This window comes from Streptomyces sp. T12 (genome assembly GCF_028736035.1).
Classification (GTDB): domain Bacteria; phylum Actinomycetota; class Actinomycetes; order Streptomycetales; family Streptomycetaceae; genus Streptomyces.
The window spans coordinates 4,208,121-4,230,036 of sequence record NZ_CP117866.1 but is presented as its reverse complement, the minus strand read 5'-3'; the positions used below and the strand labels follow the sequence as shown (position 1 = coordinate 4,230,036).

18 protein-coding genes are annotated in these 21,916 nt (G+C 70.7%); 12 read left to right on the top strand and 6 right to left on the bottom strand.

Annotation, left to right across the window (positions count from 1 at the left end):
- Nucleotides 1-213 precede the first annotated feature (213 nt).
- A complete protein-coding gene (locus tag PBV52_RS18765; protein ID WP_274239603.1) occupies nt 214-702 on the bottom strand; it encodes a GNAT family N-acetyltransferase in 489 nt (162 codons plus the stop codon).
- A 101-nt stretch (nt 703-803) separates the two neighbouring features.
- Here PBV52_RS18765 and PBV52_RS18760 point away from each other — a divergent pair, with 101 nt between their 5' ends.
- Nucleotides 804-1,970 (top strand): alpha/beta hydrolase, encoded by a 1,167-nt coding sequence (locus PBV52_RS18760; protein ID WP_274239602.1) that lies wholly within the window; start codon nt 804-806, stop codon nt 1,968-1,970.
- Here the strand turns inward: PBV52_RS18760 and PBV52_RS18755 are convergent.
- Entirely contained in the window at nt 1,951-3,519 is a 1,569-nt protein-coding gene (locus tag PBV52_RS18755; protein WP_274239601.1) for an MFS transporter, read from the bottom strand. The two genes, PBV52_RS18760 and PBV52_RS18755, sit on opposite strands and share 20 nt — an antisense overlap.
- A gap of 411 nt (nt 3,520-3,930) precedes the next feature.
- Here PBV52_RS18755 and PBV52_RS18750 point away from each other — a divergent pair, with 411 nt between their 5' ends.
- On the top strand, nt 3,931-4,719 hold the full coding sequence (locus tag PBV52_RS18750) for an ABC transporter ATP-binding protein (RefSeq protein ID WP_274239600.1): 789 nt from the start codon (nt 3,931-3,933) through the stop codon (nt 4,717-4,719).
- The gene (locus tag PBV52_RS18745) at nt 4,716-7,286 is read left to right on the top strand and encodes an ABC transporter permease (RefSeq protein ID WP_274239599.1); all 2,571 of its coding nucleotides are present in this window, start codon (nt 4,716-4,718) and stop codon (nt 7,284-7,286) included. Before PBV52_RS18750 ends, PBV52_RS18745 begins: the two co-directional genes overlap by 4 nt.
- An 83-nt stretch (nt 7,287-7,369) precedes the next feature.
- Here the strand turns inward: PBV52_RS18745 and PBV52_RS18740 are convergent, their stop codons facing one another.
- On the bottom strand, nt 7,370-8,845 hold the full coding sequence (locus tag PBV52_RS18740; RefSeq protein WP_274239597.1) for a DUF2079 domain-containing protein: 1,476 nt from the start codon (nt 8,843-8,845) through the stop codon (nt 7,370-7,372).
- 201 nt (nt 8,846-9,046) lie between these two features.
- On the opposite strand from PBV52_RS18740, the gene mfd reads away from it, so the two are divergent.
- A complete protein-coding gene (gene mfd / locus PBV52_RS18735) occupies nt 9,047-12,577 on the top strand; it encodes a transcription-repair coupling factor (RefSeq protein ID WP_274239594.1) in 3,531 nt (1,176 codons plus the stop codon).
- A 9-nt stretch (nt 12,578-12,586) separates the two neighbouring features.
- Here mfd and PBV52_RS18730 read toward each other — a convergent pair whose 3' ends face one another.
- Together PBV52_RS18730 and PBV52_RS18725 are read right to left on the bottom strand one after the other, a co-directional pair.
- Nucleotides 12,587-13,039, bottom strand: coding sequence for an SgcJ/EcaC family oxidoreductase (locus PBV52_RS18730; RefSeq protein ID WP_373921885.1), 453 nt, complete (start codon nt 13,037-13,039; stop codon nt 12,587-12,589).
- 154 nt (nt 13,040-13,193) lie between these two features.
- Nucleotides 13,194-13,376, bottom strand: a complete 183-nt coding sequence (locus PBV52_RS18725) for an Rv0909 family putative TA system antitoxin (RefSeq protein ID WP_274239591.1) — start codon at nt 13,374-13,376, stop codon at nt 13,194-13,196.
- Nucleotides 13,377-13,569: 193 nt separating this feature from the next.
- On the opposite strand from PBV52_RS18725, the gene PBV52_RS18720 reads away from it, so the two are divergent.
- Both PBV52_RS18720 and PBV52_RS18715 read left to right on the top strand, forming a co-directional pair.
- Nucleotides 13,570-14,337 (top strand): HNH endonuclease family protein, encoded by a 768-nt coding sequence (locus tag PBV52_RS18720; protein WP_274249448.1) that lies wholly within the window; start codon nt 13,570-13,572, stop codon nt 14,335-14,337.
- A gap of 56 nt (nt 14,338-14,393) precedes the next feature.
- Nucleotides 14,394-15,137 (top strand): GNAT family N-acetyltransferase, encoded by a 744-nt coding sequence (locus PBV52_RS18715; protein ID WP_274239590.1) that lies wholly within the window; start codon nt 14,394-14,396, stop codon nt 15,135-15,137.
- Between the two features lie 25 nt (nt 15,138-15,162).
- On the opposite strand, the gene PBV52_RS18710 is transcribed toward PBV52_RS18715, so the two are convergent.
- The gene (locus PBV52_RS18710; RefSeq protein WP_274239588.1) at nt 15,163-15,882 is read right to left on the bottom strand and encodes a bacterial transcriptional activator domain-containing protein; all 720 of its coding nucleotides are present in this window, start codon (nt 15,880-15,882) and stop codon (nt 15,163-15,165) included.
- Between the two features lie 411 nt (nt 15,883-16,293).
- On the opposite strand from PBV52_RS18710, the gene PBV52_RS18705 reads away from it, so the two are divergent.
- The 6 genes from PBV52_RS18705 to PBV52_RS18680 all read left to right on the top strand — a co-directional run bounded on the left by PBV52_RS18705 (nt 16,294) and on the right by PBV52_RS18680 (nt 21,566).
- Nucleotides 16,294-16,737 carry a hypothetical protein gene (locus PBV52_RS18705; RefSeq protein WP_274239586.1) on the top strand — a complete coding sequence of 148 codons (444 nt, stop codon included), beginning with the start codon at nt 16,294-16,296 and terminating at the stop codon, nt 16,735-16,737.
- Nucleotides 16,738-16,916: 179 nt separating this feature from the next.
- On the top strand, nt 16,917-17,216 hold the full coding sequence (locus tag PBV52_RS18700; protein ID WP_274239584.1) for a hypothetical protein: 300 nt from the start codon (nt 16,917-16,919) through the stop codon (nt 17,214-17,216).
- Between the two features lie 18 nt (nt 17,217-17,234).
- Nucleotides 17,235-18,194, top strand: coding sequence for an ABC transporter ATP-binding protein (locus PBV52_RS18695; protein WP_274239582.1), 960 nt, complete (start codon nt 17,235-17,237; stop codon nt 18,192-18,194).
- The gene (locus PBV52_RS18690) at nt 18,191-18,934 is read left to right on the top strand and encodes a hypothetical protein (protein WP_274239581.1); all 744 of its coding nucleotides are present in this window, start codon (nt 18,191-18,193) and stop codon (nt 18,932-18,934) included. The genes PBV52_RS18695 and PBV52_RS18690 overlap by 4 nt, the downstream gene beginning before the upstream one ends.
- A 440-nt stretch (nt 18,935-19,374) precedes the next feature.
- On the top strand, nt 19,375-20,034 hold the full coding sequence (locus PBV52_RS18685; RefSeq protein ID WP_274239579.1) for a hypothetical protein: 660 nt from the start codon (nt 19,375-19,377) through the stop codon (nt 20,032-20,034).
- A 38-nt stretch (nt 20,035-20,072) separates the two neighbouring features.
- Complete coding sequence (locus PBV52_RS18680) at nt 20,073-21,566, top strand: serine/threonine-protein kinase (protein WP_274249446.1); 1,494 nt, start codon at nt 20,073-20,075, stop codon at nt 21,564-21,566.
- The last annotated feature ends 350 nt before the right edge of the window (nt 21,567-21,916 follow it).

Below are 21,916 nucleotides of genomic sequence, written 5' to 3'. Positions count from 1 at the left end.
TGTGCAGGCAACAGCACGCAAAGTGAAAGGCGTTGGCGTGGAGCGACCCGACCAGGCTGAAGAGCAGGCGCAGGACCCGTGGGACAGCGTTTCCGGCCCCTCCCTCACCCTCCGCGTCTCCCGCGACAGCGGCCGCACATGGGGACCCACAGTGACGTACCAGCCCTCCCGCAAGGACACGCCGTTCGACCTCGCGGGCCGCTTCCCGCCCTGTCAGTGCCCGAGATGCGAGCGCCGATAGCGGATCCCGGGCCGGCCGCCCACAACGACGTCTTCCACGACGGCGAAGGAGTTCCGCTCCAGGACGGCCCGGGACGCCAGGTTGTCCAGGTGGGTGACCGCGACCAGGGCCGTCAGCCCGTACGCCGTACCGGCCAGCCGGCACACCTCCGCCACCGCCGCCGTGGCGACGCCCTTGCCCGCCGCGCGTTCGCCGACGCGGTAGCCGAGTTCGGCGGAACCGTCCTCGACGTCGACCAGGTTGACCCGCCCGACGAGGCGCCCGTCGGCGTCCAGCACGGCGTGGAAGTGGCAGATCCCGGCGTCCTGTTCGGCGAGCAGCGCCTGGAGTCGGGCGTCGAAGTCCGCGAAATAGGCGTCCCCGCGATCCGGGATGGAACGGGCGAAGTACTCCCGGTTCTCCCGCTCGAAGGCCAGCAGGGCGTTCGCGTGGTCGGCGCGTAGGCGCTCCAGGGTCAGCATGGCGGACAGGGTATGTGTACGTCTGTGGTACTACCGGGCGTCCAGGACAGGGGACTCCAGGGCGACGCCAGGTCACGGGCCCGCGGCCTACCGTCCTCCGCATGAACAGATCACGCTTCTTAGCGGTCGCGGCGTCCGCCGTGCTCGCGCTCGGACCGGCCCTGACCCTGCCGATCGCCGCCGCGGGGTCCGCCTCCGCCGCCCCCGCGAACCCTTCTTCCCCCATCGTCTCGGCCCAACTGCCCCGCCCCACCGGCCCCCACGCGGTCGGCCGCAGCACCCTCCACCTCGTCGACGCCGACCGTCCCGACCCGTGGGTCCCGTCCGCCGGCGCCCGGCAGCTGATGGTGTCCATGTACTACCCGGCACGGCCCGGTGCGGGCGGTGCGACGGCTCCCTACATGACCGACGAAGAGGCCCGTCTGCTACTGGAGTTGAGGGTCCCGGACGCCACCATCCCGCCCGAGACGATCAGCGGCGTCCGTACCTGGGCGCACACCGACGCGCGCCCGGCGCCCGGCAGGTTCCCGCTCGTCGTGCTCTCGCCCGGGTTCACGCTCCCGCGTGCGACCCTCACCGGTCTCGCCGAGGATCTGGCCAGCCGCGGATACGTCGTCGCGCTGGTCGACCATCCGTACGAGAACGCCGGTACGACCCTTCCCGACGGGCGGACCCTGCCCTGCGCCATCTGCGACGAGTTCCCCTCGATCGGCGGCTCGACCGTCGCCGAGAGCCGGGCCGAGGACATCTCCTTCGTGCTCGACCGGCTGACCGGGCGCCACCCGGCGTGGCGGCACGCGCGTGTGATCGACGCGAAGCGGATCGGCATGGCCGGGCACTCCATCGGCGGCAACGCCGCCGCCACGACGATGGCCGCCGACGCGCGCGTGCGGGCCGGCGTGAACATGGACGGCACCTTCTTCGCCCCGGTCCCCGACACCGGTCTCGACGGCCGTCCCTTCCTGATGGTGGGGGCCGAGAACAGGCCGCCGCTCGACACGACCTGGGACGAGGCCTGGGCCCACCTGGACGGCTGGAAGCGCTGGCTGACCGTCGCCGGAACCGACCACGGGTCCTTCACCGACGTACCTCTCCTCGCGGAGCTGGTCGGCATCCCGGACACCGCACCGCTTCCCTACGAGCGTTCGTCGGCCCTCACGCGCGCGTACGTCGCCGCCTTCTTCGACCTGCACCTGAAGGGCGTCCCACAGCCGCTGCTCGACGGGCCGTCGCCGGCCAACCCCGAGGTCAGCGTCCGTCTTCCTTGAGCACGTCTTCTTCGAGCACGTCTTCCTTGAGGACGTCTTCATCGAGGGCGTCCTCCTTGAGCACCGGGAACCGCCTCGGCGCCAGCAGCAACAGCACCAGGAAGGCCAGCGCCGCCGCGCACGACGCGCCCAGGTACACGGCGTGCACCGCGTCGGCGATGGCCCGCCTGGTGGCCTCCGGTGCCGTGCCGCCGGAATCCAGCGCCCGCGTCACCGAGTCCAGGTCGCTCGCGCCGCCGAGCCGCGAGGCCAGTACGCCGTTCGCCACCGCGCCGAAGAGGGCCGCGCCCACCGTCTGGCCCGTCTGGCGGCAGAAGAGGACGGATGCCGTCGTCGTGCCCCGCTCCGACCACCCCACCGTCGACTGCACGCCCACGATCAGCGGCAGTTGGAACAGGCCCAGCGCAGCCCCGAGCAGCAGCATCAGCAGCGTCGGCTGCCACGCCTGACCGGGATAGGGCAGGAACAGGAACGCCAGCAGGATCAGCGACGCCGAACCGATCCCCAGCATCGCCGTGTTGCGGAAGCCGATCCTGCGATACACGTGCTGGCTGAGCGCCGCCGACACCGGCCAGCTCAACGTCCAGACCGACAGCACGAATCCGGCCGCCACCGGGGCCAGGCCGAGCACCGACTGGGCGTAGGTGGGCAGGAAGACCGCCGGCGCCACCATCAGCAACCCCAGCGCGCCCAGCGCCAGGTTCACCGCCGCGATCGTCCGGCGCCGCCACACCCAACCCGGGATGATCGGCTCGGCCGCCCGGCGCTCCACGATCACCACCACCGCCACGAGCGCAAGTCCCGTACCGAACAGGGCGATCGACGGCCCCGACAGCCACGGCCACGCCACCCCGCCCTGCACCAGCGCCGTCAGTAGCACACCCCCGCACGCGAACACCGCCAACGCGCCCGCCCAGTCGACACGCGCGCGCGTGCCCGTCGACTCGCGCTCCGGCTCGTGCAGATGGCGCACGATCAGCCACAACGCCACCGCCCCGATCGGCAGGTTGATCAGGAAGATCCAGCGCCAGTTGGCGTACGCCGCCAGGACCCCGCCCAACCCCGGTCCGGCCACCGCCGACACCGCCCACACCGTGGACAACTTGGACTGGATCTTCGGGCGTTCCTTCAGCGGGTACAGGTCGGCGGCCAGCGTCTGCACCGTCCCCTGCAGGGCCCCGCCGCCCAGCCCCTGCACGATCCGGAACGCGATCAGCGCCGCCATGTTCCAGGCCACCGCGCACAGCAGCGACCCCAGCAGGAACAGCGCCGCGCCCGCGACCAGCACCGGCTTGCGGCCGAAGGTGTCGGAGAGCTTGCCGTAGACCGGGAGGGTCACGGTCACGGCGAGCAGGTAGCCGGAGAAGAGCCAGGAGAAGACCGAGAAGCCGCCGAGGTCGCCCACGATCTGCGGTACGGCCGTGGAGACGATGGTGGCGTCGAGCGCGGCCAGCGCCATCGCGAGCATCAGGGCCGCGACCACGGCTGCGCGCTTGTCGGTTCCGGTGTGCGGTGCGGTGTCGCGTATCGCGGGTGTCGTACTGCCCACCGGGTTCCTCTCCTAATGCATTCCCCTTGCACCTATATGCCGAGGAACAGCTTCCCACTTGACCCTGACGTCGCGGGAGGGTGGAGCCTGGATGGGCCGCAGGGTGGAGACAACCCCGAGGCGCGCTCCACCGAAGGGTGGACTGCCCCTAGGGGTACCTCCGTACTAGGTCTCGGGGAGGGTTGGTACCGCCGGAGGACGAGACGCCAGGGGGGCCGTCCTTAATCTGGCTTTACGCCGCTGGGGGGCGGCTGACCGAACCGGCGGGGGTGGGGTTTTCCCCCGCACAAGACGGGGCCGAGCACCAGCGCGCCGAGCCCCTTCCCGTCACGAGACTGAGCGTCGTACCGAATGACCGACCGTCGCAGCGGTCCTCGTGACTCACCTGCTGACTGACTTAGGAGACATACCGTGACATCGGCTGTAACCATTCCCAGGCACGGGGGCACTGGAGGGCGTACGGCCGTTGCCGCGCGGGCGCGGCAGGTCGTCAAGGCGTACGGGTCGGGGGAGACCCGTGTCGTCGCCCTCGACCATGTCGACGTGGACATCGCGCGGGGGCAGTTCACCGCGATCATGGGCCCGTCGGGGTCCGGCAAGTCCACCTTGATGCACTGCCTCGCCGGGCTCGACACCGTCAGCAGCGGCCAGATCTATCTCGACGAGACCGAGATCACCGGGCTGAAGGACAAGAAGCTCACGCAGCTGCGCCGGGACCGGATCGGCTTCATCTTCCAGGCGTTCAACCTGCTGCCGACACTCAACGCCCTCGAGAACATCACGCTGCCCATGGACATCGCCGGGCGCAAGCCCGACCGGGCCTGGCTGGGGCGCGTCGTCGACACCGTCGGGCTCTCCGACCGGCTCAAGCACCGGCCGACCCAGCTCTCCGGCGGTCAGCAGCAGCGTGTCGCCGTCGCCCGTGCCCTGGCCGCGCGGCCGGAGATCATCTTCGGTGACGAGCCGACCGGCAACCTGGACTCCCGGGCCGGTGCCGAAGTCCTGGGCTTCCTGCGCAAGTCCGTCGACGAGCTCGGGCAGACCATCGTGATGGTCACCCACGACCCCGTAGCCGCCTCGTACGCGGACCGGGTCCTGTACCTCGCCGACGGGCGCATCGTCGACGAGATGTACAAGCCGACCGCCGACGCCGTCCTGGACCGCATGAAGGACTTCGACGCCCGGGGGCGTACGTCATGACCGTCCTGAGGACCTCCCTGCGCAACTTCTTCGCGCACAAGGGACGCATGGCCCTGTCGGCCGTGGCCGTCCTGCTGTCGGTGGCCTTTGTCTCAGGGACTCTCGTCTTCACCGACACGATGAACACCACCTTCGACAAGCTCTTCGCCGTCACCTCGTCCGACGTCACCGTCAGCCCCAAGGACGCCAAGGACGAGGACGACGGCGGCGGTACGGGCCGGCCGACCTCGCTGCCCGCCTCGGCCGTCGAGCAGGTCGCGGCCGTGGACGGCGTGAAGAAGGCGGAGGGCGCGGTCGGCTCGACGAGCGTGACCGTCGTCAACTCCGAGAACAAGAACATGGGTTCCTCCACCGGTGCGCCCACCTTCGCCGGCAACTGGACCCAGAGCGACCTGAAGTCCATGGAGATCACCTCCGGGCACGCCCCGCGCGGGCCCACCGAGGTCATGGTCGACGCGGACACCGCCGACAAGCACGACCTGAAGCTCGGCGACGAGCTGCGCACCATCGCCGCCACCGGCGACCTCCGCGCGCGCATCGTCGGCATCGCCTCCTGGAAGGTGACCAACCCGGGCGCGGCCGTCGTCTACTTCGACACCGCCACCGCCCAGCGCACCCTGCTCGGCACCACCGGCCGGTTCACGCAGGTCTCCGTCACCGCGGCGGACGGCGTGAGCGACGCGCGGCTCAAGCAGGACATCGCGCAGGCCATGGACGGCGCGTACAAGATCCAGACGGCCAAGGAGACCGCCGACGAGAACCGCAAGGACGTCGGTGCGTTCATGGACGTCATCAAGTACGCCATGCTCGGCTTCGCCGGGATCGCCTTCCTGGTCGGCATCTTCCTGATCATCAACACCTTCTCCATGCTGGTCGCCCAGCGCACCCGCGAGATCGGCCTCATGCGGGCCATCGGCTCCTCGCGCCGGCAGGTCAACCGGTCGGTGCTGGTGGAGGCGCTGCTGCTGGGCTTCGTGGGCTCGGTGCTGGGCGTGGGTGCCGGTGTCGGCATCGCGATCGGCCTGATGAAGCTCATGTCGATGGCCGGCATGAACCTCTCCACCGACGACCTGACGGTGAAGGTGACGACCCCGGTCATCGGCCTGATCCTGGGCGTCGTGGTGACGGTGCTCGCCGCCTACCTCCCCGCCCGCCGCGCCGGCAGGGTCTCCCCGATGGCCGCCCTGCGCGACGCCGGCACGCCGGCCGACGGCAGGGCCGGCTGGATACGCGGCCTGATCGGCCTGGTCCTGACGGGCGCGGGTGCCTATGCCCTGTACGCCGCCGCCACCGCCGACAAGGCGAGCGAGGGTGCGCTGGTGCTGGGCGGCGGCGTGGTGCTGACCCTGATCGGCTTCGTGGTCATCGGCCCGCTGCTCGCGGGCGGGGTGGTCCGGGTGATCAGCGCGGTCCTGCTGCGCGCCTTCGGCCCCGTCGGCCGCATGGCCGAGCGCAACGCCCTGCGCAACCCGCGCCGTACCGGTGCCACGGGCGCCGCCCTGATGATCGGCCTCGCCCTTGTGGCCTGCCTGTCGGTGGTCGGCTCCTCGATGGTCGCCTCGGCGACGAGCGAGCTCGACAAGTCGGTCGGCGCGGACTTCATCGTCGTGGCCCAGCAGCAGGACATCGTCGCCAAGGCCGAGCGCGCGATGCAGCAGACGCCGCACCTGGAGCACGTCACCCGCTCCAAGGACGTCGGCGCCACGCTGACCTCGCCGGACGGCAAGACCGACGACACCGGACTCACGGCCGCCGACCCGACGTACGCCGAGGACCTTCGCCGTACGACCACGGAGGGCACCCTGTCCGCCGCCTACGGCAAGGACGCCATGTCGGTCGGCTCCGACTACGCCACGAAGCACGGCGTGCACGTCGGCGACACCCTCACCGTCGCCTTCAAGGGCGGTGAGACGGCGAAGCTGAAGGTCGCGGCCATCACGGACGACGACACCTCCTTCGACCAGGGCGCGCGCTACATCAGCATCGAGACGCTGCAGAAGTACCTCCCCGCCGACCGGATCCCGCAGAGCCAGATGCTGCTCGGCAAGGCGAAGGACGGCCAGGAGAAGGCGGCGTACGCGGCCCTGAAGAAGTCGCTGCACGACTACCCGCAGTACCCGGTCCGCGACCAGACCGACTACAAGCAGGAGCTCAAGGACCAGATGGGCCAGCTCCTGAACATGGTCTACGGCCTGCTCGCCCTGGCGATCATCGTGGCGGTCCTGGGCGTGGTGAACACCCTGGCCCTGTCGGTGGTGGAACGCACCCGCGAGATCGGCCTGATGCGCGCCATCGGCCTCTCCCGCCGCCAGCTGCGCCGCATGATCCGCATGGAGTCGGTGGTGATCGCCCTGTTCGGCGCCCTGCTGGGCCTCGGACTCGGGATGGGCTGGGGCGCGACGGCCCAGAAGCTCCTGGCTCTGGAGGGCCTGAACGTCCTCGACATCCCGTGGCCGACGATCATCGGGGTCTTCATCGGCTCGGCCTTCGTGGGCCTGTTCGCGGCACTGGTGCCGGCGTTCAGGGCGGGCCGGATGAACGTACTGAACGCGATCGCGACCGAATAGCCACCGCACACGGGGGTTGCGGGGGACGGGCCCGGTCCGGAGAGGTTTCACCCTCCGGACCGGGCCTCCTGTCATGGCCCGCTCTACCTCGGTCCGCTCTGCCCCGGTCCGCTCTGCCGCTCCAGCAGTACGACCCCGTAGGCGGTGCCCTTGACGGTGTACCGCGCGTCGGGGTGAAGGGCCTCGGCGTAGGCCTCGACGTCGCGATAGCGCTTGCGGGAGTTGTCGAGGGCGATGAAGTCGGGGTTGATGCCCCGTGTGGTGCTGACCCAGAAGACCCGGCAGCGCGAGGTGAGCCGGCTGATCGGAGCGATGTTCGCCTCGACGGAGGCGTTGTCGGGCACTTGAGCGAGGAGCCGCTCGATGGCCGTCACGCGCGCGGGCTTGCGATAGATCTCGCTCTCGGTCAGCGCGGCGAGCGGCAGTGAGGTGGTCAGCGCGAGCGAGGCGGCCGCGACGGCGGCGGGCAGGTGAGGGACGTACGACCGCAGCCACGCGCGCGTGCTGTGCCGGGCGGTGTCGAGGGCGTCGACGAGGGCGAGGAAGACGATGGGCATCAGGACGGCGCTGTAGTGCCAGTCCGTCCCCCAGTACTGCGGGTAGGAGGAGACGAAACGCCAGCCGATGGTGGGCAGCGCGACGAGAAGGACGGGGGACCGCAGGGCGAGCAGTCCGGTGGTGGGTATGAGGAGCCAGCAGAGCGTACGGAACTTGGTGTCGAGGCCGTCGAAGGGCCCGCCGCCGCCCGACGACTCGCTCACCTTGTTCCAGTAGTCGTAGGTGCCGGCGCTGTTGAAGCTCGGTATGACCAGCAGGAGGGTGGCCGCGACGGCCACCACGCCGAAGACGGCGACGCCGATCGCGTACCGGGACGCGCGCGGCGCGCCTCGGCGGGCCCGCCAGGCGACGACCAGCGCGATGCCCGTGAGGGTGAACCCCAGATCCTCCTTCACCAGGACGAGCGGAATCGCCCAGAGCAGAGCGGCCCGCCAGCGCCGCGCGAGCAGCGCCTCCAGGCTGAAGGCGATGAGCGGTACGGCGAAGCAGATCTCGTGAAAGTCGAAGTCGACGGCCTGCTGAAGCCCCCACGACAGCCCGTACGCCACCCCGATCGCAAGCCCACGCCACCGCCCGAGCAGCCGGGCCGCGGCACGCGTGACGGGGACGGCGGACAGGGCGAACAGCGCGGCCTGCGCCACGAGCAGGGTGACCGGGGAGGGAAACACCCGGTAGAGCGGCGCGAGCAGGGCCGTCACCGGGCTGAAGTGATCGCCCAGGATGTTGAACCCGGGCCCCTTGAGGTCGGCGATCGGAGCCTGAAGATGCGCGTAGGACCGGATGACCTGCTCGAAGATCCCGAGATCCCACGACCGCTGCCCCAGATGCCGGTAACGGCCGACGGAGACGATCGCATAGCCCACGAAGAGCGCGGCGGCGAGCAGCCAGGGTTCACGCCGGGCGGGGGCGGGCCGCGCCTGCCCGTCAGGGGGCGTGGCCGGCGCCGGTATGTGGGGGTCCGAGGACGTGTTCGGCGTCGAGGAGGTGGCGGGGGTGGGCATGGGGGGACCTTACGCGGTACGGGGCCGGGGGCCTTTGGCCGCCCACGTCACGTCGACGCCGGCCACAACGCCGGCCACCTGAGAACGGACGTTATCCACAGGCCCGGCACCCGCCCGCGCAGCGACGTACGCTGGAAGCCCCCGGCCCGTCACACGCGTCGGGCCCTTCGTGTTGCCCACCCCGGACGGAAGCGCCCCCGAATGAGCCTGCACGGTCTGCTCGACGCCGTAGTCAAGGACACCGCCCTCGCGGAAGCGATCACGGCGGCCGCAGACGGCAACCGCATGCACGTCGACCTGGTCGGCCCCGCGGCGGCCCGCCCGTTCACGATCGCCGCCCTCGCGCGCGAGACCGACCGCCCGGTCCTCGCGGTGACCGCGACGGGCCGCGAGGCCGAGGACCTGGCGGCAGCACTGCGCTCCCTGCTTCCACCGGAGGGCGTCGCGGAGTACCCGTCCTGGGAGACCCTCCCGCACGAGCGCCTCAGCCCCCGCAGCGACACCGTCGGCCGCCGTCTCGCGGTCCTGCGTCGCCTCGCCCACCCCCGCCCCGACGACCCCGAGACGGGCCCGGTCTCCGTCGTCGTGGCCCCCATCCGCTCGGTCCTCCAGCCCCAGGTCAAGGGCCTCGGCGACCTGGAGCCGGTGGCCCTGAGGACCGGACAGACCGCCGACCTCAACGCCATCGTGGAGGCCCTCGCCGCCGCCGCGTACGCGCGCGTGGAGCTCGTCGAGAAGCGCGGCGAGTTCGCCGTACGAGGCGGCATCCTCGACGTCTTCCCGCCCACCGAAGAGCACCCCCTGCGCATCGAGTTCTGGGGCGACGACGTGGAGGAGATCCGCTACTTCAAGGTCGCCGACCAGCGCTCCCTCGAAGTCGCCGACCACGGCCTGTGGGCCCCGCCCTGCCGCGAACTCCTCCTCACCGACGACGTCCGCGCACGCGCGCGTGCCCTCGCCGAACAGCACCCCGAGCTCGGCGAACTGCTCGGCAAGATCGCCGAGGGCATCGCCGTCGAGGGCATGGAGTCCCTCGCCCCCGTCCTCGTCGACGACATGGAGCTGCTGCTCGACGTCCTGCCCAAGGGCGCCATGGCCGTCGTGTGCGACCCGGAACGGGTACGCACGCGTGCCTCCGATCTCGTAGCGACGTCGCAGGAGTTCCTGCAGGCGTCCTGGGCCGCCACGGCCGGCGGCGGCGAGGCGCCCATCGACGTCGGCGCGGCCTCCCTGTGGTCCATCGCGGACGTCCGCGACCGCGCCCGCGAGCTGGACATGATGTGGTGGTCGGTCTCGCCCTTCGCGGCCGACGAGACACTCGACGCGGACACCCTCAAGCTCGGCATGCACGCGCCCGAGTCGTACCGCGGCGACACCGCGAAGGCCCTGGCCGACACCAAGGGCTGGCTCGCCGACGGCTGGCGCACGGTCTTCGTGACCGAGGCCCACGGCCCGGCCGCGCGCACGGTCGAGGTGCTCGGCAGCGAGGGCGTGGCGGCCCGCCTGGAGACCGACCTGGGGGAGATCTCCCCCTCGATCGTCCATGTCGCGTGCGGCTCCATCGACTACGGCTTCGTCGACCCCGCGCTCCGGCTGGCCGTCCTGACCGAGACCGACCTGTCCGGGCAGAAGGCGGCAGGCAAGGACGGCGCCCGCATGCCGGCCCGCCGCCGCAAGACCATCGACCCGCTCACCCTGGAGGCGGGCGACTACATCGTCCACGAGCAGCACGGCGTCGGCCGCTACATCGAGATGGTGCAGCGCACCGTCCAGGGCGCCACGCGCGAGTACCTCGTCGTCGAGTACGCCCCCGCCAAGCGCGGCCAGCCCGGCGACCGGCTGTACATCCCCACCGACCAGCTGGAGCAGATCACCAAGTACGTCGGTGGCGAGGCCCCCACCCTGCACCGCCTGGGCGGCGCCGACTGGACGAAGACCAAGGCGCGCGCGAAGAAGGCCGTCAAGGAGATCGCGGCCGACCTGATCAAGCTCTACAGCGCGCGCATGGCGGCCCCGGGGCACACCTTCGGCCCGGACACGCCCTGGCAGCGCGAGCTGGAGGACGCCTTCCCGTACGCGGAGACCCCCGACCAGCTGACGACCATCGCCGAGGTCAAGGAGGACATGGAGAAGTCGGTCCCGATGGACCGCCTGATCTGCGGCGACGTCGGCTACGGCAAGACGGAGATCGCGGTCCGGGCCGCCTTCAAGGCCGTCCAGGACGGCAAACAGGTGGCGGTGCTGGTGCCGACGACCCTGCTGGTGCAGCAGCACTTCGGGACGTTCTCCGAGCGCTACTCGCAGTTCCCGGTGAACACCCGGGCCCTGTCCCGCTTCCAGACCGACACCGAGGCGAAGGCGGTCCTGGAGGGCCTGCGCGAGGGCTCGGTGGACATCGTCATCGGCACCCACCGGCTGTTCTCGTCGGAGACCAAGTTCAAGGACCTGGGCCTGGTCATCGTCGACGAGGAACAGCGCTTCGGCGTCGAGCACAAGGAGCAGCTGAAGAAGCTGCGCGCGAACGTCGACGTCCTGACGATGTCCGCGACCCCGATCCCGAGGACCTTGGAGATGGCGGTCACCGGCATCCGCGAGATGTCCACGATCACCACTCCCCCCGAGGAGCGCCACCCGGTCCTGACCTTCGTCGGCCCGTACGAGGAGAAGCAGATCGGCGCCGCGATCCGCCGTGAACTGCTGCGCGAGGGCCAGGTCTTCTACATCCACAACCGCGTCGAGTCGATCGACCGCGCGGCCGCCCGCCTGCGCGAGATCGTCCCCGAGGCGCGCATCGCGACGGCCCACGGCCAGATGTCGGAGCAGGCGCTGGAGCAGGTCGTCGTCGACTTCTGGGAGAAGAAGTTCGACGTCCTCGTCTCGACGACGATCGTCGAGTCCGGCATCGACATCTCCAACGCCAACACCCTGATCGTGGAGCGCGGCGACAACTTCGGTCTGTCCCAGCTGCACCAGCTGCGCGGCCGGGTCGGGCGAGGCAGGGAGCGCGGCTACGCCTACTTCCTCTACCCGCCGGAGAAGCCCCTCACGGAGACGGCCCACGAGCGCCTGGCGACCATCGCCCAGCACACGGAGATGGGCGCGGGCATGTACGTCGCGATGAAGGACCTGGAGATCCGAGGCGCCGGCAATCTGCTGGGCGGCGAGCAGTCCGGCCACATCGCGGGAGTCGGCTTCGACCTGTACGTCCGTATGGTCGGCGAGGCGGTCGCGGACTACCGGGCGTCCCTGGAGGGCGGCGTCGAGGAGGAGCCACCGCTCGAGGTCAAGATCGAACTCCCCGTCGACGCCCACGTCCCGCACGACTACGCGCCCGGCGAGCGGCTCCGGCTGCAGGCCTACCGCTCCATCGCCTCCGCCAACACGGAGGAGGACATCAAGGCCGTACGCGAGGAACTCGTCGACCGCTACGGCAAGTTGCCGGAACCGGTCGAGAACCTCCTGCTGGTGGCGGGGCTGCGCATGCTGGCACGCGCGTGTGACGTCGGCGAGATCGTCCTGCAGGGCAACAACATCCGCTTCGCGCCGGTGGAGTTGCGCGAGTCCCAGGAGCTCAGGGTCAAGCGGCTGTACCCGGGCACCGTCATCAAGCCGGCGGCGCACCAGGTGCTGGTGCCGCGCCCGAAGACCGCGAAGGTGGGCGGGAAGCCGCTCGTCGGGCGGGAGTTGCTCGGGTGGGTCGGGGAGTTCCTGGCGTCGATTCTGGGGTCGTGAGCGACGCGGCTACCGGGCGCCGCGCACTTCGGTGTTCTGGCAGGCGTGCAACAGCCACCTTCCGTCGTCCTGCCTGGTCATGACGTACAGCGGGGCGCCCTCCGTGTCGCCGGTCGGTGAGTGGTAGACCTGCCGGACCTTGACGGCCGCCACGTCGGGACGCAGGAACTGTGTGTGCACCACCTCGTAGGTGACCTCGCCGTCCCAGGTCGCGGTGGGCAGCACGGTGCGGGTGAACTCGGCGATCGCGTCGAAGCCGATGAGCACCCTGCCGTGGCCGGTCGTCCACAGCGCGTCGGGGTGGAAGAGGGCGAGGAAGCCGTCGGCGTCCTTGGCTCGCTGGGTGCGTTCGACGGTGGCGACGACCTGCTCGACGGCCTTGCGGTCGGCATCCTGGACGGCCTTGACGCGGGCGGCTTCGGCGGCGTTGATGTCCGCGGTTTCGGTGGTCATGCGGATCACTCTGCGACCTCAACCGGACTTGAGGTCAAGCGCTGTCCCGGGACTGCGGATCGTTGCCCCGGCCGCGCGAAGCCGTCCGCGGGAGGTGGTCTCCGCGGACGGCCTCTGTTCTCGGGTCATTCTCGGGTCAGGTGTCCTCCGTGGGGCTCCGGTCCTACGGCTGATCGGGCCTGTCGCGGTCCATGCCGAGTTCGCGTTCCATCCGCTGCTGTGCGTCGTCGACCTGGCTCTCGTACTTGTTGCCCGTCTTCTCGTTGGCCTTCCGTTCCGCGGCGTCGGACATGTTCCCGGCCCTGTCCTGCGCGTGGCGGTTCTTGAACCTGTCGAAGATGCCCATCCAGAGCTCCTTCCGGAGGTGACTCACCACCGACGATACGCCCGGGTTGTGAGGTATGCGCGCTTGAGGGAGCCTATGGTCTGGACCTCTTGAATGCCGCGGTGCGCCGGGTCGCTACCGTGTGCCCGACGGTGTACCAGGGAAAGCCGCCTGTGCGGGGCGGAGCGGGCGACAGAGAGAGGGGCGCGTCGTGATGCGTCTGAGGGGCGGGGCGGCGAGCGCCGCGGCGATGCTCGGCATGGTGCTGGTACTGGCAGGGTGCGAGAACGTCGACCTACCCGTGGACAGCGAGCCCACCGGCTCCGTCCCGGCCACGGGTTCCGGCCGCGCCGTGAGCCCACTGGACAACCCCGACGGCACCAAGCCGGGGCTCGCGCCCCTCACCTCGGACGCCGACCGGGCCGAGGCACGGGCCCTCATCGAGAAGGTGGCGACGAAGGGCCGCGGCCCCAAGACGGGCTACGACCGGGACAAGTTCGGCTACGCCTGGATGGACTCGGCCCCGGGCGGCATCCCGTTCGCGCGCAACGGCTGCGACACCCGCAACGACCTCCTCCAGCGCGATGGCGAGGACGTCGGCTTCCGCTCCGGTTCGGACTGCGTCGTGACCTCCATGACGCTGCACGACCCGTACACGGGCCGGACCATCGACTGGGCCAAGTCCCGTGCGACGACCGTGCAGATCGACCACGTCATGCCGCTGTCGTACGACTGGCAGATGGGCGCCTCCCGCTGGCCGAAGGGCAAACGCCAGGACATAGCCAACGACCCCCTCAACCTCATACCGGTCGACGGCCCCACCAACGGCTCCAAGGGCGACTCCGGCCCCGCGTCCTGGCTGCCTCCGAACAAGCAGATCCGCTGCTCGTACGCGGTGCGCTTCGCCCAGGTGTCCCTGAAGTACGAACTTCCGGTGACCACCGCCGACAAGGAGATGATGCTGGGCCAGTGCGGGGGGTGACCCGGCACGCGAAAACGGCTTTCCGGTGCGGCCGCCCCGCTCCTACGGTGGCGGGCATGGAACTGAAGGTATCGAGCCTCGCCGAACGCCCCGAGATGCTGGAGCGGGTCGTCGACATGGAGGACAACTGGCCGGAGTTCACGGTCCAGGACCTCGTGGGCAACGCCCACTACGGCCGGATCCCGCACGAACTCCCCGAGTACGTGCTGTTCGCCGAGGACGAGCGGGGCGAGGTCGTCGCCCACGCCTACAGCGTGCCCTTCGCCCTCGCCGCCGAGGGCCGCGGCCGGCTGCCCGCCCGAGGCTGGGACGAGGTGCTGGTGTGGGCCTTCGCCGACCTGCGCCGCGGCACCCGTCCCGACACGGTCAGCGCCATCTCCGTTGTCATCGCCCCGCACGCCCAGGGCGGCGGCCTGTCCGCCCGGATGCTCTCCGCGCTGCGCGACAACGCCCGATCCCACGGCTTCCACGAGGTCGTCGCCCCGGTCCGCCCCAACGCCAAGCACCTCGAACCGAGCACGCCCATCGAGGAGTACGCCCGTCGCGTACGCCCCGACGGCCTGCCCCACGACCCGTGGCTGCGCGTCCACGCCCGCGCCGGCGCCACCATCGACTCCATCGCCCCGGCCTCCATGACGATCGCCGGCTCGCTGGAGCAGTGGCGCCGCTGGAGCGGCCTGCCCTTCGACACCGCGGGCGACATCGAGGTGCCCGGCGCGCTGGTGCCGGTGCGCTGCGAGCCGGAGCGGGACTACGCGGTGTATGTCGAGCCCAACGTGTGGATGCGGCACCCGCTGTGAGGCCGCTTCCGCAAGGTGCGGGTGATCACCCCGCCAGGGCTGCCGCGCGGGTGAGCTCGAAGGCGGGCTCGACGCCCAGCTCCTTGCGCAGGCGGCGCCGGAATTCCTGGTACAACTCCGTGGACCTGCCCGGCGCTCCCAGCTTCATGTGGGCACGGATCAGCAGGAGATGGCTGGGCTCGTCCAGTGGTTCCCACGTGACCAGGAGTTCCGCGATCTCGACGGCCTCCCGCGGCCTGCCGCTGTGGAGCAGGGTCTCGCCCGCTTCGCGCAGAGCGTGGAACCTGCGCTGATCCCACGTCCTTTGGTGTTCCTCCACCCAGGACGAGTGCACGTCCACCAGCAAAGGGTGCTGCAGCAGTTCGAGATCCGTCGTGAGCGACGGAGTGTGCGGCCAGTCCGGGTGGGCCAGTGCGTCGCGTGCCTGCTGCCAGTCGCTCATGAGCATGTCAGCGACGCGTACGGTCTCGCCCTCCGCGATCACCAGCTCCCGGGGCGCCACCTGGTTCACCCGCCACAGCAGTCGGCTCAGCCTGCGCCGCCCGGGGCGTTCCGCCTCGTCGGGCCACAGGGACCTGATGATCGCGGGGCGGCGCGCGGTCCGCCCTTCGCGCAGTTCGAGGTAGGCCAGGAGTTCCGCCGTCTGCGGTGGCAGACGGTAGGACTCGTCATCAGCGAGGTGGACGCCGTCATGGCCCAGCAACCGGAGTTGTACGGAACCTGGATCTCTTGTCGCACGCGTCATCGAGCTCGACATAAGTCCCCCTGATTGTCTGGAAGGACGGACCGGTCGCTCGCCTTCTGGGTAGGACCAGTCCGCTGGATGCGACGCAGTGGTCAGCAAACGCGCATCACGTGCCTTAGCAATAACAAGAGCTGATCACGAATGGCAAGAAGTATCCGGCTCGGCGCGACGAGCCCGGGCAGGCCGCCAAAAAGATTCCACGAGTGTGCTGAATCGACGCAGTCCAGCCGCCTGACCAGCGCAAGAGGCGGATCGGAGATACATCGGAGACACCTGAGGGGCATGATCTCCACATGCCTGAGGCACCCAGGAGTCGCGACGAAGCGATCGCGAAGAGAGGGCTTCGTGAACCTCTGCGAGCCGCCGGCCAACCGGCCACGGCGACTTGGCAGTTGACTCACGGAGGAACCCTTGAACAAGAACCGCATCATCGCGAGCACCGTGCTCGTCGGCGCGCTCATAGGCGTCGGGGCCCCGGCGGCCTCCGCGATGCCTCAGGCCCGCCCCACCGCCGTTGCCCAGGTTCAGACGGTCGACACACACCGTGCGGTGTCGTCGGCCGCCGAGGTGAAGCTGACGCCGTCGGCTTCGACCGCCGGCAAGGCCGCCACGGCGTCGGCGGAGGCCCAGGCCGACCGGGCCGGGGAGCGGGGCCGGTGGACCTGGATCATCAACAAGCTCAAGGACCTCGGCTCCGGTGCCTGGAACAAGCTGAAGGACGCGGCGCGGGCGGGCTACGACGCGTTCAAGCGGGCCTACGAGCGCTACGTGCCGTGGCTCGTCCGCAAGGCGATCGAGGTCGGCGCCACGGTCTACGAGGTCTACTCGGCCGTTCGGGACTTCATCGGTCTCTGACATCCGGGCTCTGACAACTGGGCTCTGACATCCGGGCGATCTGACCGAGGCGCCTCAGGGTGACTCGGGCAGTGGTGAAGCGGTGTGCGGGCCACGGGAAGTTCCCCCTCCGTGGCCCGCACACCGCACACCCCCTCCCCCCGCCCCGCCGCATTCCACTTCGACGACTCAAGGAAGACATGAGTAAAGCAAGGCCCTCCGTGACGGCGAACGAGGCTCCCGCCTCCGTGAGCGGCGATGCCTGGCCGGTGCTCCCGCTCGGCCTGGCCGCGCTGCTGCTGCGCACCCTGGGCGACCACACGTGGGCGTACGTCGTGGGCGCGGTGATCGGTGGCATCGGCCTGCTGGCAGCGCTGGTCGGTCTGGTCGAGTGCGTGCGCGCGGTGCGACGCGGTCTCGCCCTCGGCAAGGCGGTCTGGGTGGTGTTCCTGCTCGTGGCCGGCGGGTTCGCCGTGGTGCACCAGCTCATCACGGCCTGACGGGGCGGGGTGTCACCGATGTCTACGATCGAGATCGCTGATCTGACCAAGTCGTACGGGAAGAAGCGCGTGGTCGACGGCCTGTCGTTCACGGTGCGCCCGGGATCCGTCACCGGATTCCTGGGGCCCAACGGCGCCGGCAAGAGCACCACCCTGCGCATGACGCTCGGCCTGACCCGGCCGGACAGCGGTACGGCCCGCATCCAGGGCCGCAGCTATCACGAGCACGCCGAGCCGTTGCGCGTCGTGGGCGCGTTGCTGGACGCGCGGTGGGCGCATCCCAAGCGCAGCGCACGGGCTCACCTGACGTGGCTCGCGCACAGCAACCGGATCCCCGTCGGCCGCGTGGACGAGGTTCTGTCCCGGGTCGGGCTCAGCGATGTGGCGGAGCAGCGGACCGGAGGCTTCTCTCTGGGCATGTCCCAACGGCTCGGCCTGGCCGCCGCGTTGCTGGGGGACCCCGGAATCCTGATCCTGGACGAACCGGCGAACGGCCTCGACCCCGAGGGCATCGCATGGATGCGCGGGCTGCTGAGACAACTCGCGGCCGAAGGACGCAGCGTCCTCGTGTCCAGTCATCTCCTCGCCGAGATGGCACAGCTGGCCGACGAGGTGGTGGTGATCGGCCGCGGGCAGCTCATCAAGCAGTGCTCCATCGCGGAACTCACCTCGGTCGGTGCCTCCGCGCAGGGTGAGGTGCTCGTACGCGGTCCGGAACCCGGCCGCCTGCGCGAGATGCTCATGCAGGCGGGCGCCACCGTGGCCGACGGCGTGCCGGGAGCGGATCCGTCCGCCCCGCCCCTGCTGGTCACCGGGCTGAGTTGCGAGGACATCGGCAGGGCCGCGGCCGGGGCCGGGCTCGTGCTGTTCGAACTGACCCCGCGCCGCGGCACGGTCGAGGATGCCTACCTCCAACTCACGGGCGGCTCGGTGGAGTACCGGGGCTCGGTGGCACCAGCGGAAGAGAGGGCCGTATGACCAGCACCGCCGTGCTGCGAGCCGAGGCGCACAAGCTTCGTTCGCTCACTTCCACACCGTGGCTTCTCGGCATCACCGCGGTCGTCTCGCTCACCCTCAGCGGCCTCGCTGTGCGTTCGCCCACGGAGGGGGAGGCGGCCGGCCTGTCCGAAGTGATGGTCGGCCCCGCCTTCGCGCAGTTCCTGATCATGGTGTTCGCGGCCCGCAGCGCGACGATGGAGTTCCGTACGGGCACGATCTGGCTGTCCCGTCTCGCCGTGCCGTCCTGGACACGGCTGTTGCTGGGCAAGGCCGGGGTGATCGCGGGGCTCGCGGCGCTGATGGGCGTCCTGTTGGGGGCGGGGGGAGTCGCCGTCGCGGCCGTCGTGGCGCCGGACGCCGATGTCGCGCCCTCCGGCGGGCTCGAATGGCGCCAACTCCTCACCCTTCCCGTCGCGCTCGCCATCGTGGCTGTGCTGAGCATGGCCATCGGTCTCCTCCTCAAGAGCGGTGGCGCGACCATCACCGTCGTCCTGGTCTGGGCGCTGGTCGTCGAACCGGCTCTGTCGGCCACGGGTGACTGGCTGGCGGGGGTCGACATCGGCCCGTGGATGCCGTTCCTGGCGCTGAGCGACTTCCAGGGACAGTCCGGCGGCGTCTCCTTCCCCGGCGGGCCCTATCTGGCCTGTGTCTACGTGGCGTCCCTGACGGCGGCGGTCCTGGCGGCTGCGATCAAGGTGCAGGACCGTCGGGAGCCGTGACCGCCCGACCCGGAACACCTGAACTCCGGGAAGGAACCGTGGCCCGCTCCAGAGGGCTTGTCCTTCCCGGTGCGGAGATGAGGCGCTGACTGGTCATCGGCAGCCGGCGGCTCCGCGATTCCCCCCGTGCCGCGGAACCACCCTTCTCCGAGCCCCGCCCGCCTTCCCCGGCAGGGCGGGGCGTTTCGTCGTTCCTGGTGCCGTACTACGTCCTTGCCTTACGGACGGGGGAGGTCGTGTCCGACTGATTCGGAGGCCGAGCCTCCGTGCGACCTGCGGCGTCGTGCGAAGTGATCAGCATGGCAACGGTTCGGTACAACCGGTGACCGTATGTCGGTGTCGACCTATACGCTCGAAGCGACAATCGCACGACCGAGGTTGCCCCGCACCGGGCAGGGGCGGTCGACGCCGTACACCTACTTCAGGCATCAGGAGCAGTCATGCAAGGCCACGGCTACACGCAGCCGGTGAAGCAGCAGCCGCCCACCGGGGTGCTGGTCTTCCTGCGCGTGTTGTTCGTCGTGATCTCGGTGTGCAGCTTCGGCCTGCTGATGTGGACGATGATGCTGCGCCTGGCCATCGTGACCCGCAAGGCGCTCGACTGGTGTCTGTTCGCGGCGTCGATCGTGGTGGTGTTCCTCGGCTTCTACCTGATGGGTTCCGAGCCCGGCGAGGAGATCCACACCGCGGGCGGCTGGACGGGCCTCGCCCTCGTCCTGGGCGGCCTCGTGGCCTCGATCTCCTACTACCTCTCCGCGGACATACGCCACTTCCACCAACTCCGCTTCCCCGGCTACCCCGCCCAGCAGCCCCCGGCCCCGGCCTACGGTTACCCGCAGCCCCAGTCGCCGTACACCGCCACGACCGTGCCGCAGGCGCCGCCGATACCCCACACACCGATACCCCGGCCGCCGATAACGCCGACAGCGCCGACGCCGACACCCCGCGACGCCGCCCCCCACACCCCCGTACCGCCGCCCCCGGCCCCGCGCCCCGCGCCCGCGCGTATCGACCAGGTGCGTGCCGAGCTCGACGAGCTCAGTGACTACCTGCGCCAGCACGACGGCCGGCAGGACGGCAACCACGAGGGCGGAAGGTGACCGTGGCGACAGGACGTGTCGTCGCAGGCCGCTATGAACTGTCCACGCTCATCGGGCAGGGCGGCATGGGACAGGTATGGACGGCGTACGACCAGCGGCTCGACCGGCGTGTGGCGGTGAAGCTGCTGCGCCCCGACAAGGTGGCCGGGCAGGAGGCGGACGAACTGCGCCGCCGGTTCGTGCGCGAGTGCCGGGTGACCGCGCAGGTCGACCACCCCGGGCTCGTCACCGTGCACGACGCGGGCAGCGAGGGCGAGGAGCTGTTCCTCGTCATGCAGTACGTCGACGGCGCCGACCTCTCCGACCACCTCGCCGAGCGCAACCCGTACCCCTGGCAGTGGGCGGTCGCGGTCGCCGCGCAACTGTGCGCCGTACTGAGCGCCGTGCACGCCGTGCCGATCGTCCACCGCGACCTCAAGCCGCGCAACGTGATGGTGAAGCAGGACGGCACGGTCACCGTCCTCGACCTCGGCGTCGCCTCCGTCATGGACGCCGACACCACCCGCCTCACCCACACCGGCACCCCCATCGGCTCACCCGCCTACATGGCCCCCGAGCAGGCGATGGGCGGCGCGGTCGGCCCGTACACCGACCTGTACGCACTCGGCGTACTCCTGCACGAACTCCTCAGCGGCGACGTGCCGTTCTCCGGCTCGACGGCACTCGGCGTGCTGCACCGGCACCTGTACGAGCCGCCGCTGCCCGTGCGCCGTATCCGCCCCGAGGTCCCCGAGGCACTCGAAGCCCTGGTCCTGCGCCTGCTCGCCAAGGACCCGCAGCACCGCCCCGCCTCCGCGCAGGAGGTGTACGAGGACCTGGAGCCGCTCCTGCCCGCGCGCGGGACACCCACCGGCTCGCCCCTCGACCCCACCCGCCCCTTCCTGCGCCCGCACGCCCCCTGGCCGGATCGCGCCCGCACCCCCGCGCCCCAGCCCGCCCCCGTCACACCGGCCGCGCCCGCCACCGAGAAACCGGACGTCGCGCGCGCCGTTGACGAGGTCAAGCGCCTCCTCGGCGAGGGCCGTATCACCCAGGCCGTCGACATCCTCGGCGCGATCCTGCCCGCCGCCGCCGAACAGCACGGCGAGCACTCCCCGGTGGTCCGCACCCTGCGCAAGCAGTACGCGGCCACCCTCATGGACGACGGCCAGTACCGGCGCGCGCTGCCCGAGCTGCGCCGCCTCGCCGACGAACGCGCCGCCGAGGCCGGCCAGGCCGACCCGCAGTCCCTGCGCTTCCGCTACGACGTCGCCCACTGCCTGGAACAGCTCGGCGAACCGGCGGCCGCGCTCGCCGAGTACCGCGCGCTGCTGCCGTACTACGAGAACCAGTACGTCTCCGGCGACCCCCAGCTCGCCCACGACGTGCGCCGCCGCATCGGCCACCTCCTGCTCGCCCTCGGCGACCGCCCCGCCGCCCACGACACCCTGGGCCGCCTGCTGCTCGACGTGGAACGGCTGCACGGCCCCGGCCACCCGCTCGCGGGGGAGGTACGGCGGACCCTGCAGTGGCTGGGGCAGGTGCGCGGCTAGTTTTTGCCGGGGGTTGAGGGATCCCCGTCCTGGGTTCGGGAAACACCGTCCCGCGGGCGTCACAAAATGGCCGGCGCAGCGGACGTACACCGGCCGTGCCTTCGACACCTGCGCCGCACCCTCCCTCTCCGCGATGAAGGCCTGGCGCACCAACGGCTTCTACGGCGCCGCCGCCGTCTACGTCGGCGGCGGGAACCGCGGCTGCTCCCAGCCCAACCTCACCGCCTCCACGGCCGCCTCCCTCGGCGCTCGGCATGAAGGCCGGCAGCCCGATCTACTTCCTCTGGTACGCGCTGTGGGCTGTGCGGGTCGTGCGGGGGAGGCGTCGGTGCCCGAAGTCCTGGTGAATC